We start from the raw sequence: 16,552 nt of genomic DNA on the forward strand, positions 1-16,552 counted from the left end.
AATTTAGCCCTGGCGCGCTTTGAACCGGCGATTCGTTTTGTTGATCACATAGGTGCGGCCACGACGACGGATCACACGGCAGTCCCGATGACGGTTTTTGAGCGACTTCAAAGAGTTGCGGATCTTCATTTTGGTACCACGCCTTAATATTTTGAATTTCGTGTAATAGCCGAAACTGCATGCAGCCCAACTCAATCAGGGAGTGCAGTTAGGGTTGCAGCCCGCCAAAGTCAAGCATACAGATGGCCTATTCCCCGCGAATTTCACCCAATTTGCGCTCCCAAGCCAGTGCATGGGCCACAATTTTATCCAAATCCGCATATTGAGGCCGCCATGGGAAGCTTTTCATGATCGCGCGATTGTCCGAAATCAGCGAATCGGGATCCCCTGCCCGGCGCCCTTCCATATTGCGGGAAATGGTCAGATTCGTAACCCGGTCCACGGCATCCAGTACCTCCAGTACAGAGAAACCCCGGCCATAACCGCAATTGAGCAAGTGATTCTGGTCAGGATCAGCGATCAAGGCTTCCAGCGCCAAAACATGGGCAGCCGCCAGATCGGAAACATGGATGTAATCGCGGACACCGGTGCCATCTGGTGTGTCATAATCGGTGCCGAAAACCGCAACGCTGTCCCGCTTGCCCAAAGCAGCCTCCACCGCGACTTTTATAAGATGGGTTGCACCTGCCGTGGATTGACCCGTTCGCGCTTCTGGATCAGCGCCGGCAACATTAAAATAGCGCAGCGCACAGAAATTTATATCATGCGCCGCAGACACATCGCGCAACATATGTTCGGTCATCAATTTGGACATGCCATAGGGATTGATCGGCAGCTGTGGTGTTTGTTCGCTCACCGGGCTTTCTTCGGGAATACCATAGGTGGCTGCGGTGGATGAGAAGATGAAATGCTTCACTCCGCCAGTCACAGCCGCATCAATCAGGCTGCGGCTTTTGGCGCTATTATTGTGATAATATTTGAGGGGATTTTCGACCGATTCCGGCACGATGATCGACCCTGCAAAATGCATGATCGCGCCGACATTCTCGTCTTCTATGATCTTCAGGACCAACGCCGTGTCTTCGATATCGCCTTCATAAAAAGCGACATCATCCGGTACGGCCCAACGGAAACCCGTGGTAAGATTGTCGATGACCGCAACTGGCCAGCCCGCATCTTTCAACGCCAGCACCGCATGGCTGCCAATATAACCGGCCCCGCCTGTGACCAATATTGTGAAGCGATCTGGCATATTGTCTCCTCAAAAACCTGATAAGTCAGGCGATATATCTTGAAAAAGTCGTCATCCGGTTAACCATAGAGCCATGCGGATGCAATTATTTACGTCAGGATCGCATTATTTGGGCTAAGATGGCGCACAGTTGGTCGGGAGTTAGAAAATATGTCACTACAAAAGCTTTTTGGGATCACGGCACTGTCACTCGCAATGACTGCCTGTGTCGCCACGACGCCGCCGGTAAATGTTACCCGTTTTCACACTGCACAGGACGCTCAAATAGCGACCGGAACAGTGGCTATTGTCTCGACGTCCGATGAAAGTGAAGGGCGCCTACTGGAACAAGGCACCTATGAAGCAGCGGTGCGGCGCGAGCTACAGCGGATTGGGTTTTCCGATCCAGGAACCGACGCGACCAATGGCGAATATATCGCCCGAGTCTCTGTCGAGCAAAGCCGCCTCTCTGCTGGTGGCGGCCGTTCTCCGGTATCCGTTGGCGTCGGTGGAAGCACCGGCAGCTATGGCTCCGGTGTTGGTCTGGGCATCGGTATCAATCTGAGCGGCAAGCCCAAGGACAAGATTGCAACCGAATTATCCGTTCGCATAACGCGACGCGCCGATGGCGAGACAATCTGGGAAGGCCGCTCGTCCGTAGAGGCCAAAGAAGGCTCACCAGCGTCACAACCCGGCCTCGCCGCATCAAAATTGGCTGAAGCGTTATTCAGGGACTTCCCCGGAGAGTCAGGAACCACTATCAGTGTGCCATGAGCACTAAAAACATTCAGATCACCGCCGCTTTCGATAGCGGAAATATCAACGTCCATGAAATTACCGGCACCAAAGCCGAGCTATCGATCCGAAAGGACAAGGACAGCGAATTTATGCAGTGGTTCCACTTTCGCGTTACCTGCGAAATTGGAGATACGCTTGAACTAAATATCAACGGCCTGAAAGACTCCGCCTATCCCCAAGGTTGGCCGGGCTATAAGGCCTGTGTCAGCGAAGACCGCGAATACTGGGGCCGCGCCGACAGCAGCTATGATGAGAACAAGGGCACGCTCTCGATAAGCTATACCGCCACCAGCAATATCATCTGGTTCGCCTATTTTGCACCTTACAGCATGGACCGCCATCACGACCTGATCGCTGAAGTGGCATCTGTAGAAGGGGTTACATGCCGAACCTTGGGGCATTCATTAGAGGGGCAGCCTATTGATTGCCTGTCGATGGGCGAAGGCGACAAACAAATCTGGCTCTATGCCCGGCAGCACCCCGGCGAAAGCATGGCCGAATGGTGGATGGAGGGCGCACTGGAAATGCTGGCCGATCCTGCCGACCCGCATGCACGAGCATTATTGCAGAAATGCCAGTTCCACATCGTACCAAATATGAATCCAGATGGTTCATTTAGAGGGCATTTGCGAACCAATCATGTCGGAACCAACCTCAACCGGGAATGGCACGAACCAAGTCCCGAAAAGAGCCCAGAAGTCCTGTGCGTCCGAAACGCGATGGATGAAAGCGGCGTGGATTTCGCCATGGATGTTCACGGCGACGAAGCGATCCCTGCAGTTTTTATCGCCGGATTTGAAGGCATACCTAGCTGGACCGACGAAATGGGCCGCAAATATAACGCCTATCGCGATCGGCTAGCGGCTCGCACCCCTGATTTCCAGACAGAACTAGGTTATCCGACAGCCGCCAAAGGCAAAGCGAACCTATCCATGTCCACCAACCAAGTCGCCGAACGCTTCAGCGCCGTGGCGATGACATTGGAAATGCCGTTTAAAGACAACCGTGATTTACCGGACAGCGAACAGGGATGGTCACCGGAACGCTGCAAACTCTTGGCTCGCGAGTGTTTAGCGACATTGGCGGAGTTGGTGGATGAGGTTTAGGGGCGGTTCAGTGGCAGACGCGGAGGGTGCAAGGGGTATTTGAGAGAAGGCTGGGACCATATAAAAAACTCTTGTCGTGGGACAAATGTTCCACAATTTACCTCACAAACTAACTGAGAGCCTTGGCGCTGCAGTGCAAATCGTCCCGCGGGTCCTCTGCTATATCCGTAACAATCCCACGCCATCATAATCTGAAACTAAACTAGCTCTCGAATACCTTAAACACAGTTTGAAATGCCCTTCAGATCATATTCACGACCATAGTGAGAATATATCGAACGCGCCAATAACGTTATCATCTGTTGTAGAACAAGCGAGCTAAATTCATGAAAAATTTGTTATCCAGACGGGCGGCAGTTCGTGGTTTGATGACTGCTTCAGCAGGTTTAGTTCTGGCCAAGCCAAATCAAGGAAAAACTCTGCAAAATCTTGCTGACAACGAGCCCGTCCAAATTGATGAATTTTACCAGACCCTTGATGGAGAAGACCATGCACCTGCCTTGATCAGGGCATTCGCATTCGCCCGCAAGGCTGGACGACCAGTTGCTGCGACGCCCAGGTCTCAATACAGACTGTTGCGACCAGTCGAAATATGGCCGGAGGTCGATGGAAAAATTCCCGATTTTAACGGTGCTTTAGCTGAGTTTATTCTGGGCTCTACTGACAAGTCAGTTAATAATGATGCTTGCGGATTTAGAATCCGCGGACGCAAATCAGGAGCGGCTTCAAATCCAGTGGCCGGAGTGTGGAGCGATTTAGTGATAAACGCCAATCATATTCAATCTCCGAACGGTGTGCGAGGAATATTTATTGAGAATGGAGGTGGGGACCTTCTTTTTAGGAACATTCATGGCAAAAACTATGTACAGGGCTATCATATTCAGAATTTTCGATATGCGGATGGTGGTTCTACAAACGGTGGCTTGAATATCCGAAACTGCGTCGTGAAAGGAGCTCGCGGCGGCGCCCCGCCCACACCCAGATGGTACGCAATAAGTGACGCCGGCGACTTGTCGGTTGCGATGCCCAGCGATTTGATAGCGTCCGGAACTTCTGTTGTGATTTCTACAGTCCAGAATGGCTCAACCGGTGGTGCGGTGCCAAAAGCAGCGACGGCATGCTATTGGAAAAATTCAACAACGCGCCCTATCGCTGTTCCTTCCGATTTGAGTGCCGCTTCCTTGTCAAAAGCCGGGTTCGACCAGGGCGCTTCAAACATTGAGGTCAATGGTGTTCTAACTCCGGCAATAGTGGCAGATTATTATCTATCTGGCGGAAAGAGAAAAGCGAACTGCGTCGTGCCCGCCGAAAACGGAGAAATTGACAATGTCAGAATAGACGGTGGATATTACGGTGCATATCTGTCTGGATGCGAGCAGTACAAGATTACGAAGTATCATTCGATCAACGCTGTTAGAGGCATCGCTTGCGAATGGGGTGCTAAAAATATTAGCCTTGTAGGCGCCAACATCGAAAATACTTTGTCCACCGCGATCTTGTTCGGATATAATTGCCCCAATGGGTTCATCGACAAGATTACTATAACGGAAAGCAACGACCGGTGGATCGGTGAGGCACTAATAAATGTGCAACTTTCTTCGCCGAAATTTCGTATTGCTCGAACTAGCATTACGACAGGAAATAGGCAAATATCAGGACAATATCATATCAAAATTAGTGTGGATTGTAGTGACTTTGAGATTGTGGGCCCGGTCGTCCTTTCGGGCGACTGTGCCAAAGCATATATTTGTGTTGAAAGCGCTTGGAATAGTGAATTAAGCAAAGGCCATATAGAGCACTACCCGCAAAGTCGTTTTTATTCAGGTGCCGCATCCAATGACATGACTGGTGGCTTGATTAGCAATGTATTAATCCATGCCAATAGTGTCAAAAAAGAAGTGCCGACCGTGTTATGCTTGATGCAAGTGAAAGATAGTGCCCATGGTGAAATTGCATTGGGACCAGTACATATTGAGAATATTAGGGTAGATTCGTCCAAACACAAAAAATATCTGAAACTTGTTGAGGGCTCAGATCCTGCCAAACGAATTGACAATTGCAGTTTGAAGAACTGCGCTTTCCCCCATAAGAGAGATATGTTTGAGCTGAATTCCAAAATGCAATTGCCCCGCAAACAGGCTCATTTCGAAAGAATTATAAGTGTCACCAATCTCGATAATTTGTCGCGGTGACACTTTCTGTACCCGACAGTTGACAGCGGATCGGATTAAAACGTATTTTTTACCTTAGAATTCCGAAAAAACCCTCGGATCGTGATTGGAAACTCGCGATGGACTCTTTATAAATATTGCGTTGAGGCTAGGGCAAGTACAGCACAGTTAACGTCCGCCCCCATTAGTTACAGTTTTCAAAGTACCTATTAGTTCGGCCATCTGTGCAATTTTATCACTAGGGATTCTTCCAACTCAGCACGGCGTGTTCGCAGCGCAACAGGGGATGCTGACGACGATAGTCAAAATAGGGAAACTGACACTAAGAGCCACACACCTTCCTTAGCCTAAATAATGGCAGCCTCGCTCACTCAAAGCCGGATACAACCGGGCCCTAGTTTAACAAAATACCTAATTTGTCGATTGCAATAATATCGGCAAGATCATATCGAAGCATAGTTTACCGTAAAAATTTCTGTAAAGTGACGCACTAAAATGGGCAGCTATTGTGAGGCCTTGAACATGCATATATATTTTCACAACTGGAGATACTCATAAAGTGAGTAGTTTACCCAATTCTGTCCTCATAACAGGCGGCACCGGAAGCTTCGGAAAAACGATGCTGACTGACCTTCTGGCTGATGGTGTTCCTGAAATCCGTGTTTTTAGCCGCGACGAAGAAAAGCAGGATGCCTTACGCAATCAGCTGAGCGATAGTAGGGTCCGTTTTTTCCTAGGAGATATCCGGGAACGATCGAGCATTGATCGTGCAATGGAAGGAGTCGATGCGGTTTTTCATGCTGCCGCGTTGAAGCAGGTGCCAAGCTGCGAATTTTTCCCTCTTGAGGCAGTCCGTACCAATATATTGGGTAGCGAGAATGTAATTCGATCGGCCGTTGAACACAGGGTAAAGTCTCTCGTCTGCCTTTCAACTGACAAAGCGGTTTTGCCAATCAACGCTATGGGTATGTCGAAAGCAATGATGGAAAAGTTAGCCCAATCGGCTGCTCGCGAAATCGGAGAGGGAGCCAAAACCACCATCAGTTGCGTGCGCTATGGCAATGTGATGTGTTCCAGGGGCTCTGTAATCCCGCTGTTCATAAAGCAGATAAAAACCGGCCAACCTATAACTATTACAGAACCCAACATGACCCGATTCCTGATGCCGTTGCGCGACAGTGTTTCATTGGTCCGCTTTGCCTTTATGCATGCTAGCCAAGGTGATTTGTTTATCAAGAAAGCGGCTGCCTCGACAATCGCTGATCTAGTGACAGCCTTATTGGGGCTGTTTGAAGTGCCGGATCATGAAGTGCAAGTCATCGGCTGGCGGCATGCTGAAAAACTATACGAAACTTTGGCAAGTGCACAAGAGCTAGCGACTGCAGAGGACATGGATGACTATTGGAGACTGCAACTCGACGAGCGCGACCTAAACTACAAAAAATATTTCAGTGAGGGTGATGTGGAGATCGTTCATCATGACGATTATCATTCGCATAATACCAGTCGCCTGGATGTAGATGGAGTCAAACAACTTTTACTGAGTCTACCGGAAGTTAGTTTAGAACTGGAATCTTGGAGGAAAGACCGTTGAGGATACTTGTCGTCGGGGCCGATGGCATGATCGGCTACTGTATGTGGACATATTTCACCACGCATACCCAAAATGAAGTGATCGGTTCGCTAAGAAGCCGCCGTGATATTGAGGCCTTTGATCCGAACCGTCGCAAAAGCCTATTCATTACAGGCGATATCGATGATGATAAATCTCTCGAGATACTTTTTGCCAACGCATGCCCTGATGTTGTGATCAACTGCGCTGGTGCTACGGCCCACATCGAAAACGGTGAAGATCCACTCACGGCTTTACCTGCCAACGCACTGTTGCCGCATCGGCTTCATAAGATGTCGAGAGAATTTGGAGCCCGTTTCATCCATTTAAGCACGGACTGTGTGTTTGACGGTGATGACGGTAACTATACCGAAGATAATCGTGTTAACGCCAAAACATTTTATGGGCTGAGCAAAGCCCTGGGCGAAGTTGTGAATGAAAGCGACTCCGTTACTATACGGACTTCCCCAGTAGGCTTTGAACTCTCTTCACGACGAGGATTACTAGCCTGGTTTCTTGATCAATCCAGTGTAATAAATGGATTCACCAACGCCTATTTTTCGGGACTCACTAACTTACAGTTAGCGAAAACTATTGATCAATATTTTATTGATCCGAGGCAAAATCTATATGGAATTTACCATGTAACAGGACCAAAGATATCAAAGTTCGATCTGATATCAAAGTTCAAACAACATTTTAAAAGTATCGCCGAAATAGAAGCCGACGGGCAGCTTGTACTCGACAGGTCACTGGATGGTCACAAATTCGCGGATAAAACTGGTTACCAGCAGCCCTCTTGGGATGAAATGATATCGCAGTTAATTGGCTTCGCCAAATACTATCCTGACACGGCGGTAACCCGTGCCCGTACGGATTTTTCAAATGCTTAAAGTCACAACAATCGTTGGCACGCGTCCCGAGATTATTCGCCTCGCTCCAACAATCGCTCTCCTTGATCAAGTTTGTGATCATCAATTGGTACATACAGGTCAGAATTATGATTACGAGTTAAACGAAGTATTTTTCAACGATTTGGGTGTCCGGAAACCTGACGTCTTCATGAAGGTGAATACCGCAAGCTTAGGCGCTGTTCTAGGCGACGTGTTGCTCAAATCAGAACAAGTTCTCAACGACAACCGCCCTGATGCTTTGTTAGTTCTTGGCGATACAAACAGCGCTATCTCCGCATTGATGGCGCGACGTATGAAAATACCTATTTATCATATGGAAGCTGGCAATCGTAGCTTTGATCGCAATGTACCAGAAGAAACCAATCGCCGAATGGTGGATCATATTAGCGATTTCAACTTGCCCTATACAGAGCATGCGAGGCGCAATCTTCTAGCCGAAGGGATTCATCCACGCAGGATATACGTCACAGGGTCCCCAATGCTCGAAGTCTTAAACCGATATCGATCGCAGATTGGATCATCAAATATATTGGATGAATTGGGTCTGGAAAAAGGTAAATATTTTGTTGTTTCGATGCACCGTGAAGAAAATGTAGATAGCAAGGAACGCCTGCTTTCGCTTGTAGCCACGCTAAACGTAATAGCTGAAAAATATGACTTCCCGATTATTATTTCGACTCATCCGCGGACAAAATCACGGTTCGACCAGTTGGAAAATATCGACTTGGATAAGCGCATACGTGATATGAAGCCGTTTGGCTTTCATGACTATAACCAACTGCAAATGAGCTCTTTTTGTGCGATTTCTGACAGCGGAACGATTTCTGAAGAAAGTGCAATTCTCGACTTCCCGGCTATAACACCGCGTGACGCAATCGAGCGGCCAGAGGCTATGGATACCGGAAATATTGTCAATACCGGTTTGAACCAGGACACGATTCTTCGCGCCATCGAACTTGTGACATCATTATATGCCGAACGACGGGAGAGTGGGAAACCCCATGACATCCCGCAAGATTATAAAGTAGCTAATACGTCAGAGCGCGTGGTCAAACTGATCGTTGGGACCGCCAAGCTGTCCAACGATTGGGACGGAGTCAGGATTCATGACTATATCTGAGATAGACAGGTACAATAAGACTGGCCAGAAAGCAGAAGCAGGCGATACTCGCCGTACGATAGTTTATATCGGCGGCTTTGAACTCCCGGACAAAAATGCCGCGGCGCAGCGCGTGATAACCAACGCGCAAATTTTTCAAAAGCTCGGATACCGAGTACTGCTGGTCGGACTGAGCAAAAATCGCCAAGCAAATGGCCATCTTTATCCAGCTGAATCGGGGGAGAGCGGTCTCGAAGCCTGGGAAATGGGATATCCTAGCAACCAAGTCAATTGGCTTAGACAGATTTTATCTGACGCACCCCTGCGAAAACTGATTTTGCTGACCGATATAGCCAATCTGCATACTGTCATTTGCTATAACCATCCTGCCGTATCGCAATGGCGTATAGCACATTTGGCAAGACAACATGGCGCTCTCGCCGTTGCCGACTGCACCGAATGGTACAGCAAACGCCATTGGGGCAGCGTGTCGGGCATTGTAAAAAATTTGGATGTGATGTTGAGAATGCACTACGTCAATTGGCGAATGGATGGATTGATCACTACGTCACCATTTATATCAGGCTTCTATAGATCAAGCCGAAAACCGATCGTTGAAATCCCTACTTTAATGGCACCCAATAGAACCGAGCAGACACCAATAGTGGATCGTTCAAACGGCATTACCAGACTCTTCTTTGCGGGTACCGGATTTGATAAAGCTAGCGCCTCTGAATCTGCCGATGGCATGAAAGATCGATTGGACTGGGTCTTTGATGTATTGCACCGCGCCAAGCTTCTAGGTGCCAGATTTCATATGGATCTATATGGTGTCGATCTTGACCAGTATCGGGAACTCGTTCCCGAGCAAGTTACGATACTGGATGATATGCAGGATGACCTTAGCTTCCACGGTCGTCAGCCTCGTAAATTACTCTTGGAAACGCTGCCAAAGGCCGCGTTCTCGATATTTTTCCGCAAAGAAACGCGAACAAACCTCGCAGGTTTTCCAGGAAAACTCTCTGAATCAATCAGCTACGGTACACCTGTTATAACCAATCCAATGCCCAGCAGCTCACAATATTTAATTGAGCAACAGACCTGTCACCTGGTTGAAATCACTGACTTCGATAAAGCTGCTGCAAAGATTGTCGAACTATTTGCCCAATCAGATAGCCAAGTCAACGCGATGAAGTCCTATTGCTACAATTCAAAGGTCTTTCACTATCAATCTTTCATTTCGCCCGTTGAAGACTGGCTTTACGCCTTAGAAGCATCTTGAACTTTATGTATTTCTCTCACTAACGGAAAATCCGATATGTGGCCTTCGCAATAGAACCAAGCAGCGGAATGGCTGATATCCGTTGCTTCAAGGATAGAATGACTGCGTCAGTTTTGGGTATTTTGCGAAGCTCTGGGGGATTGTCGTCGAATTTTTTAAACCTATCGAGAATAGCTGTAATTGCAGCATCTGACATCCGGTCATTTTCACCTTCCACCGCAGTGACGACCATCACCTGTTGGTTGGCAGAGTTTGATCCGACATAAACCGTTTCCAACCGGGGACGGCTTTCAGTCCAGTCGTCCCAAGCCTTATGTTCACCCCATGACTCACCATGAACGTCACGTGGGTCTTTCCAATCATCCCAATATAGAACGACGCCCGGGCGGAGCATTGGTTCGATAAAATCAAGCAACTCAATTGTCGAACTGTAAATATCAACGTCAATGTTAACAAAAATGAGGGGGTCAAATGTTTTGCGAAGTTCAGAAACAAGACTATCAGAATAAAAACCGTCGATTAATCGGAACTGCTTATCATCGGGTATCACTCCGATAAGATCCAGTTTTCCAAGCACTTCATCCTTCGGTGCAGCGTATTCACCCCGAGCATGTCTTTCTGGGATCCACACGCCCTCGGTTTCATCCGGAAGGCCTTGCCAGGAGTCAAAACCAGCGATGGAACTTGAAGGATAATATTTCTTTATCTGTTCGGCCTGATAAACATATGAACTACCCCGAAAAACACCGAATTCGAAACAGGCGCCGCCTTCTGGGAATATATCGTGAGCCAAATGGAATGCTCGTTCTAGTAAAGACATTTTGTCTCTCTTCCGGTTGATGTTGGAATATTGAGGAAAGTTAAGTGAACTGACGGCTCGTGTTGCCGCGCTTGTCTTTAAGGCCTCTTTTTACCCAGAGGGCACTATGCGGTTTGTCGACGACTGTTTGAGATTCTGGCCTGGCTGCCTTTGTGTAATAATAGAGAATAATCGAACGGCGAGGGTGTTCGTCCGGAAAGTTAATAGCTTCAGGAAAACCGTGGAAGCTATAATCATGGGTGTCAAATATTATCAACCTATTATGCAAAGGTGCTATTTTTTTGACACACTCTTGGCCTTCTGAGTCATAAATCCCAAATGCCCCCCCCCATTCGGGCTTCCACTCGGGATTCAAGTAGATCAGAGCGTTCAAGCGCCGGTTGAGACCCGTTGGGTCATGGTAGTTCCCATCAACATGTGCGCCAAGAAGTCCGCCTTTCACAGACACGTTCAATCCTCCGCCGGCGAAATAGGGATCCGGAACTATTTTGGGGATACCAAACTTCTCTCCCATCGCTAAAAGGAAGGGTGCGGAATTCATAAGACGCACAACGTCAACTATATTTTCTGGAATATCAAATTCGGATTGCCACCTAGACCGGTACTTTACTTCAATATCTTCATCAGTCGATTGGTCCCAATCTCCGTCCGCCACGCTTGGAAAACTGTTAAGACATCGATCGGCCAACTCGGCAGGAAGAAAATTATCAATTACAAGATGCTTGAAGGGTTCAGTAAAAAACTCGCCCTCTGCTTTTTCTCCAGCAATTTTGTCGACGCAGTCCTGGGCTATAATTTTGAGATTCGTCTGGCTAACGCCCGCCATAGCATTTTCCTTAGTCGAGAATTAACAGTTCCCAGCCCATTAGATATCTGTGTCTCCAAATGCAAGCAAAGGGTAAAACATGGAATCACCTTCCTGGCTTTTACTTGGCATCAGCTTTTCCAGCACCTAGTTTCGTTATTTGATGGGCTATTACCAACTTATCAAAATGCTCTGGATTGGGTACGCTGCTTGCCTATGCAATGACCTAAAATCATAACACATCGACTTAGCGAACTGGTTCCACTAAGAATGAAAGTGCAAAGCTGCGCCTATTCATTTAGCCACCCGTCTTATGACCCTGCGATTCTCGCTCACGTCTCAAAACTACCTGGAAGGTTCTTCAGATTGTCATACCGGCTTAAACCTATCGCAAAATTTCTGCCATCAACCGTTCATGCACAGCTATCGGCGGTTAAAATCACCACAGAAATCAATGATTACAAGCATGTCTTTGGGGTCGGGAAAAACCCAGAATGAAGAATGTGACTTCGCCGAGGCCGGTAATGGCATACACACCGCTCCGTTTTCTGCTGGCATATCTGTCGGTCACCTTGTTGATCGCCATTTTCGGACCCACGATCTATTTCAATTTTCCGATACAAAATACTGTTATTTTCATGGTGGCTACGATGGCAGTGATGACATTCGGTTTTATCAATGGCGTACGCTTGCCAATCAAACCACCTAAGTCAGGAGAAAAAGAAGATACCAAATTCGTTCGAAACCTTTTCCGAGTTTCTCTCTTTATTTCCGCAATGTCATTGATTTTTGTGGTTTCCGTAGCCCTTTTCGACGGTAATTTTAACACCGATATTACTGCCATAGGCGCCACCTACTTGGATGGATATGAAGGTTACGAACGAAATAGCGGAACTTACGGCCTGCAATTTCTAATATATTCCTTCGGGCTGCCATTTGCATTCATAACGAATATTTGGGGGCTATATTATTTTCGGACGCTCACAAAAGCGGAAAAACTGGCCGTGCTATTCGTATTGGTAGGTTCGCTTATTTTCTATGTTCTAGGTTCAGGAAAACAAAAACAGCTTGGCGATACAATTATATATATCATTGCTATAGTAGCAATAAAGAAAGGAGTTACAAATCAAGGAATCAAATTACGGACTTTAATTATTGGAATATTTGCCGGTATTTTATCTATATTTAGTTTTGCCTTTATATTAGCGCAGCGCTATGCGGCATTGTCTACTGATGCATTTAACTACAACCAAAAATCCCTTAACAATATCGCGATCAATGTTGATCATCCCATTTTCAAGCTTTTCGGTCCCGATATGGGGTTTTCGTTGACCGTTTTTCTTAGCTACCTCTCGCAAGGCTATTATGGTTTAGGACTGGCCACCACGGTCAATCACTCTTGGACGTATTTTTTGGGCTTCTCTTATTCATTGTCCGTCATTGCCAATCGTATATTCGGGGTCGAGTGGGTATGGCCAGATACATTGCTTTATCAAACCGGCGTCCAGACCGGTTGGGGAGAGACAAAATGGCACACAGCATTCACACATTTTGCTACAGATTTCACTTTTCCCGGCACCATATTATTATTCGGTTTTATTGCCTATTTGTTCGCTCGGTCTTGGATATCGGCAATACGATACGAGAATCCGTTTTCCATTCTAATGTTTTCCTTACTCACCCTTGGCGCATTTTTCTTGCCAGCGAACAATCAGCTTCTTCATTCGCCGGGCAACCTCTTGACCGTGATCATTATCTCTATTCTTTATATGGCAAAAGCACGCTCACACAACCGGCAACCCAGTTGACTAACTTTCGTTTGCGATAGTGATAAAATGACAAACGCTTCGACCTCCCCAGTAAAAAAGGCCGTTATAGTCGCCGTTTTTTTATCGCTTGGCAGCAAATTTCTTGCCTTTTTTAAAGATATCGTGCTGGCAAATTTTTTTGGTGTGGGCATCGCCAGCGATGCCTATTTTATAGCCAACTTAATTCCCGGGCTGCTCTGGTTAGCGATTCTCACAACCATCTCCGCCGCTTTTCTCCCTCAATATATGAAATTGAAGATAGAAAGTGGGAATAAAGATATAGTTTTTGTTCGGCAAAGCGTGAGACTTTATGCATATTTGGCCATGGCTCTGTCGCTAGCCTGTATCGCATTTGCAGACCAGATTGTTAACCTATCGGCCCCGATGGCAGGTGCGGATACGCATGAACTCGCAGCCCAGTTAACACGCCTGATGGCGCTAGCATTTGTTTTTACAGGCTATGTAGGGGTGCAGAATAGTCTACAACAAGCAAATGGAGCATTTATTGCCCCCCTGTTCGTGCCGGTCACTAACAATATGATTGTGATAGCCGCAATTATCATTGCAAGCTATTTTGATAACATTGCTGTGGCAGTTGTCGGTGCTGTTTGTGCTTGGGTGATACAGGCACCAATTCAGAGATGGCAAACCCGCCATATTTATTCCATGCAAATAGGCTGGCGCGTAAGCGAGCAAACATGGAAGCGACTTTCTTTGCTGTCGGTACCGATTGCATTGGCAGTTTTGCTAGATCAGTTAAATATCTTCATTGGTATCTCGATCGCATCGGGTTTTGGCTCTGGAGCGATATCTCATCTGAATTATTCAAGCCGTCTTGCTTTGTTTGCGGCTGGACTATTTTCCTGGCTTGTATCCTATTTCCTGTTTCCTGCGCTGGCCAGCAATGCCGCGAAAAATGACCATATTGCCAACGGCAAACTTCTTACGCGAGGCCTGTCAATAATTTTGCTGTCAACAGCACCCATTGCGGCCGTCGCGCTAGCAATGCGGACAGAAATTGTAACGCTGGTCTATGGCCGGGGGGCCTTCACTCCGAGAGATATCGCCGACACGGCGATAGTATTCGGGTTTTACAGCCTAGGTATCATTTTCATTTCAATGCGTGAGCTACTCAACCGAATGTTCTTTTCATATCAAAAAACAATCACACCTTTGATGATCGGCGTGGGCGCAGCGCTCGTAAATCTCGTCGCCAGCTTTGTCTTGTCGCGGCAAATGGGTGTTGCCGGCATAGCATTGGGTGCCGTCGCTGGAGCGCTGTTTTATTCCGTGTTCCAGATATGGCTACTACGTCGATGGAAACCTGTTTTGATTACACGCGACCTCTTATTGATGTTTATTGTAACTGTTTCCGCAAGCTCTGCTGCTTATGGCGCAGGCAGCATCTTCCTGGAGCAAATCAGGGATTGGCATTATTTTCTTCGCCTTTGTAGCGTTAGCATATTGATGCTTACCCTCTATGTAGCCTTAGCAATATTTCTGCTGCGTGTGGTCGGTATCAAGCTGGCTAACCTTCGCAACCTGTTGCGAGAAAGCGCTCCATAAGTCATCACTCTGAGTGTATGTTCGAATGACTTTTAAACACCGTAATCAGAGGCACCAATATTTGAACGACGGGGGCAATGATGCGGGATCAACCGCAGATTTAACATCAAGGAAGACAGATTCTCGTTTGCACTTTGAAACGATTTTAGAGATATCTTCCAAATAACTATCGTGGTTTACCGTCAATATCACTGCATCTAAATCATGCATCTTTTCCATTGAGCTAAGCTGCAACCCATATTCGCGCATAGCTTCCTCCGAATTGGCATACGGATCGTGGATGATCGGATCAATACCGTATTCCGCCAATTCGGCGATGATGTCTGGGACTTTGCTATTGCGAAGATCTGGAACATTTTCCTTGAATGTCAGGCCTAAAACCCCAACTCTCGCATCCTTGATATTGACTCCGCTTTGAACCAGCAGCTTCACGGTTTTGCGAGCGACAAACGCACCCATTTCATCATTTATGCGCCGTCCGGCCAAAATAACTTCGGGACGATAGCCCAGTTTTTCTGCCGCACTTGTAAGGTAATAGGGGTCAACGCCGATGCAATGACCTCCAACCAAACCAGGAGAAAAAGGTAGAAAGTTCCACTTCGTACCTGCTGCTGCGAGGACATCTTTTGTTCGAATACCCATAAGGTCAAAAATCAGAGCAATTTCGTTCATCAGCGCAATATTCAGATCGCGCTGGGTGTTTTCAATTACCTTTGCCGCTTCCGCCACTTTGATCGATGGCGCCACATGCAAGCCTGCTTCGATGATAGCTCCATAAACTGCCTTAACACGCTCCAAGGTTGCATCGTCCTCGGCAGATACGATCTTTGTAATTGTTTCTAATCGATGAACTTTATCGCCGGGATTGATCCGTTCCGGACTATAAGCCAGAAAAAAATCCTTGCCTCGGACAAGCCCCGACTCTTTTTCCAACAAAGGGCCACAGAAATCATCAGTAACCCCCGGATAGACGGTAGACTCAAAGACGATAACAGCGCCTTTTTTAAGCTGAGGACCAATCAACCGACAGCTAGAAGCAATAGGCCCTAGGTCCGGCCGCTTTTCGTCATCTATTGGCGTCGGTACGGTCACTAGCAGGAATGTTGCATCAGCCAGAGATCCGGCGTTGTCCGAAACTGTTAATGAAGACTCGACGAGATCAGTGTCTGAGATTTCTCCAGTCCAGTCATGGCCTGATTGAAGAGACTCGACCCGCTTGGTGGATGTGTCGAAGCCAACAACCCCATCAAATTTCTTAGCCAGCGAGACCGCGACAGGTAGGCCGACATAGCCGAGTCCTATAACGGCAATTTTTTCATGCATTTATGATTCCAATCCAA

General features: G+C 47.3%; 14 protein-coding genes. 9 read left to right on the forward strand and 5 right to left on the reverse strand.

What is annotated here, in order from left to right; genetic code table 11:
- Positions 1-3: 3 nt before the first annotated feature.
- Positions 4-129, reverse strand: coding sequence for a type B 50S ribosomal protein L36 (ykgO, locus tag ABJM21_RS04970; RefSeq protein ID WP_007165381.1), 126 nt, complete (start codon positions 127-129; stop codon positions 4-6).
- 118 nt (positions 130-247) lie between these two features.
- On the reverse strand, positions 248-1,252 hold the full coding sequence (gene galE / locus ABJM21_RS04975; RefSeq protein ID WP_348300342.1) for a UDP-glucose 4-epimerase GalE: 1,005 nt from the start codon (positions 1,250-1,252) through the stop codon (positions 248-250).
- A gap of 150 nt (positions 1,253-1,402) precedes the next feature.
- Here galE and ABJM21_RS04980 point away from each other — a divergent pair, with 150 nt between their 5' ends.
- The 7 genes from ABJM21_RS04980 (at position 1,403) to ABJM21_RS05010 (ending at position 10,213) form a co-directional block, all read left to right on the forward strand.
- The gene (locus ABJM21_RS04980) at positions 1,403-2,005 is read left to right on the forward strand and encodes a DUF4136 domain-containing protein (protein WP_348300341.1); all 603 of its coding nucleotides are present in this window, start codon (positions 1,403-1,405) and stop codon (positions 2,003-2,005) included.
- Complete coding sequence (locus ABJM21_RS04985) at positions 2,002-3,135, forward strand: M14-type cytosolic carboxypeptidase (protein ID WP_348300340.1); 1,134 nt, start codon at positions 2,002-2,004, stop codon at positions 3,133-3,135. Before ABJM21_RS04980 ends, ABJM21_RS04985 begins: the two co-directional genes overlap by 4 nt.
- Positions 3,136-3,461: 326 nt before the next feature.
- Complete coding sequence (locus ABJM21_RS04990) at positions 3,462-5,327, forward strand: hypothetical protein (RefSeq protein ID WP_348300339.1); 1,866 nt, start codon at positions 3,462-3,464, stop codon at positions 5,325-5,327.
- Between the two features lie 538 nt (positions 5,328-5,865).
- Positions 5,866-6,900 carry a polysaccharide biosynthesis protein gene (locus ABJM21_RS04995; protein WP_348300338.1) on the forward strand — a complete coding sequence of 345 codons (1,035 nt, stop codon included), beginning with the start codon at positions 5,866-5,868 and terminating at the stop codon, positions 6,898-6,900.
- The gene (locus tag ABJM21_RS05000) at positions 6,897-7,811 is read left to right on the forward strand and encodes an SDR family oxidoreductase (protein WP_348300337.1); all 915 of its coding nucleotides are present in this window, start codon (positions 6,897-6,899) and stop codon (positions 7,809-7,811) included. Before ABJM21_RS04995 ends, ABJM21_RS05000 begins: the two co-directional genes overlap by 4 nt.
- The gene (gene wecB / locus ABJM21_RS05005) at positions 7,804-8,952 is read left to right on the forward strand and encodes a UDP-N-acetylglucosamine 2-epimerase (non-hydrolyzing) (protein WP_348300335.1); all 1,149 of its coding nucleotides are present in this window, start codon (positions 7,804-7,806) and stop codon (positions 8,950-8,952) included. The genes ABJM21_RS05000 and wecB overlap by 8 nt, the downstream gene beginning before the upstream one ends.
- Positions 8,939-10,213 (forward strand): glycosyltransferase, encoded by a 1,275-nt coding sequence (locus ABJM21_RS05010; RefSeq protein ID WP_348300334.1) that lies wholly within the window; start codon positions 8,939-8,941, stop codon positions 10,211-10,213. The genes wecB and ABJM21_RS05010 overlap by 14 nt, the downstream gene beginning before the upstream one ends.
- A 19-nt stretch (positions 10,214-10,232) precedes the next feature.
- Here the strand turns inward: ABJM21_RS05010 and ABJM21_RS05015 are convergent, their stop codons facing one another.
- The gene (locus ABJM21_RS05015; protein ID WP_348300333.1) at positions 10,233-11,033 is read right to left on the reverse strand and encodes a TylF/MycF/NovP-related O-methyltransferase; all 801 of its coding nucleotides are present in this window, start codon (positions 11,031-11,033) and stop codon (positions 10,233-10,235) included.
- Positions 11,034-11,073: 40 nt separating this feature from the next.
- Positions 11,074-11,859 carry a 2OG-Fe(II) oxygenase gene (locus ABJM21_RS05020; RefSeq protein ID WP_348300332.1) on the reverse strand — a complete coding sequence of 262 codons (786 nt, stop codon included), beginning with the start codon at positions 11,857-11,859 and terminating at the stop codon, positions 11,074-11,076.
- A 473-nt stretch (positions 11,860-12,332) separates the two neighbouring features.
- Here ABJM21_RS05020 and ABJM21_RS05025 point away from each other — a divergent pair, with 473 nt between their 5' ends.
- Together ABJM21_RS05025 and ABJM21_RS05030 are read left to right on the forward strand one after the other, a co-directional pair.
- Positions 12,333-13,646: a hypothetical protein gene (locus ABJM21_RS05025; RefSeq protein WP_348300330.1), complete on the forward strand. Its 1,314-nt coding sequence runs from the start codon at positions 12,333-12,335 to the stop codon at positions 13,644-13,646.
- A 27-nt stretch (positions 13,647-13,673) separates the two neighbouring features.
- Entirely contained in the window at positions 13,674-15,212 is a 1,539-nt protein-coding gene (locus ABJM21_RS05030) for a lipid II flippase MurJ (protein WP_348300329.1), read from the forward strand.
- A 45-nt stretch (positions 15,213-15,257) separates the two neighbouring features.
- Here the strand turns inward: ABJM21_RS05030 and ABJM21_RS05035 are convergent, their stop codons facing one another.
- Complete coding sequence (locus ABJM21_RS05035; protein WP_348300327.1) at positions 15,258-16,535, reverse strand: nucleotide sugar dehydrogenase; 1,278 nt, start codon at positions 16,533-16,535, stop codon at positions 15,258-15,260.
- Positions 16,536-16,552: the final 17 nt, after the last annotated feature.

It is taken from the genome of Parasphingorhabdus sp. (assembly GCF_039977335.1).
Classification (GTDB): Bacteria; Pseudomonadota; Alphaproteobacteria; order Sphingomonadales; family Sphingomonadaceae; genus Parasphingorhabdus.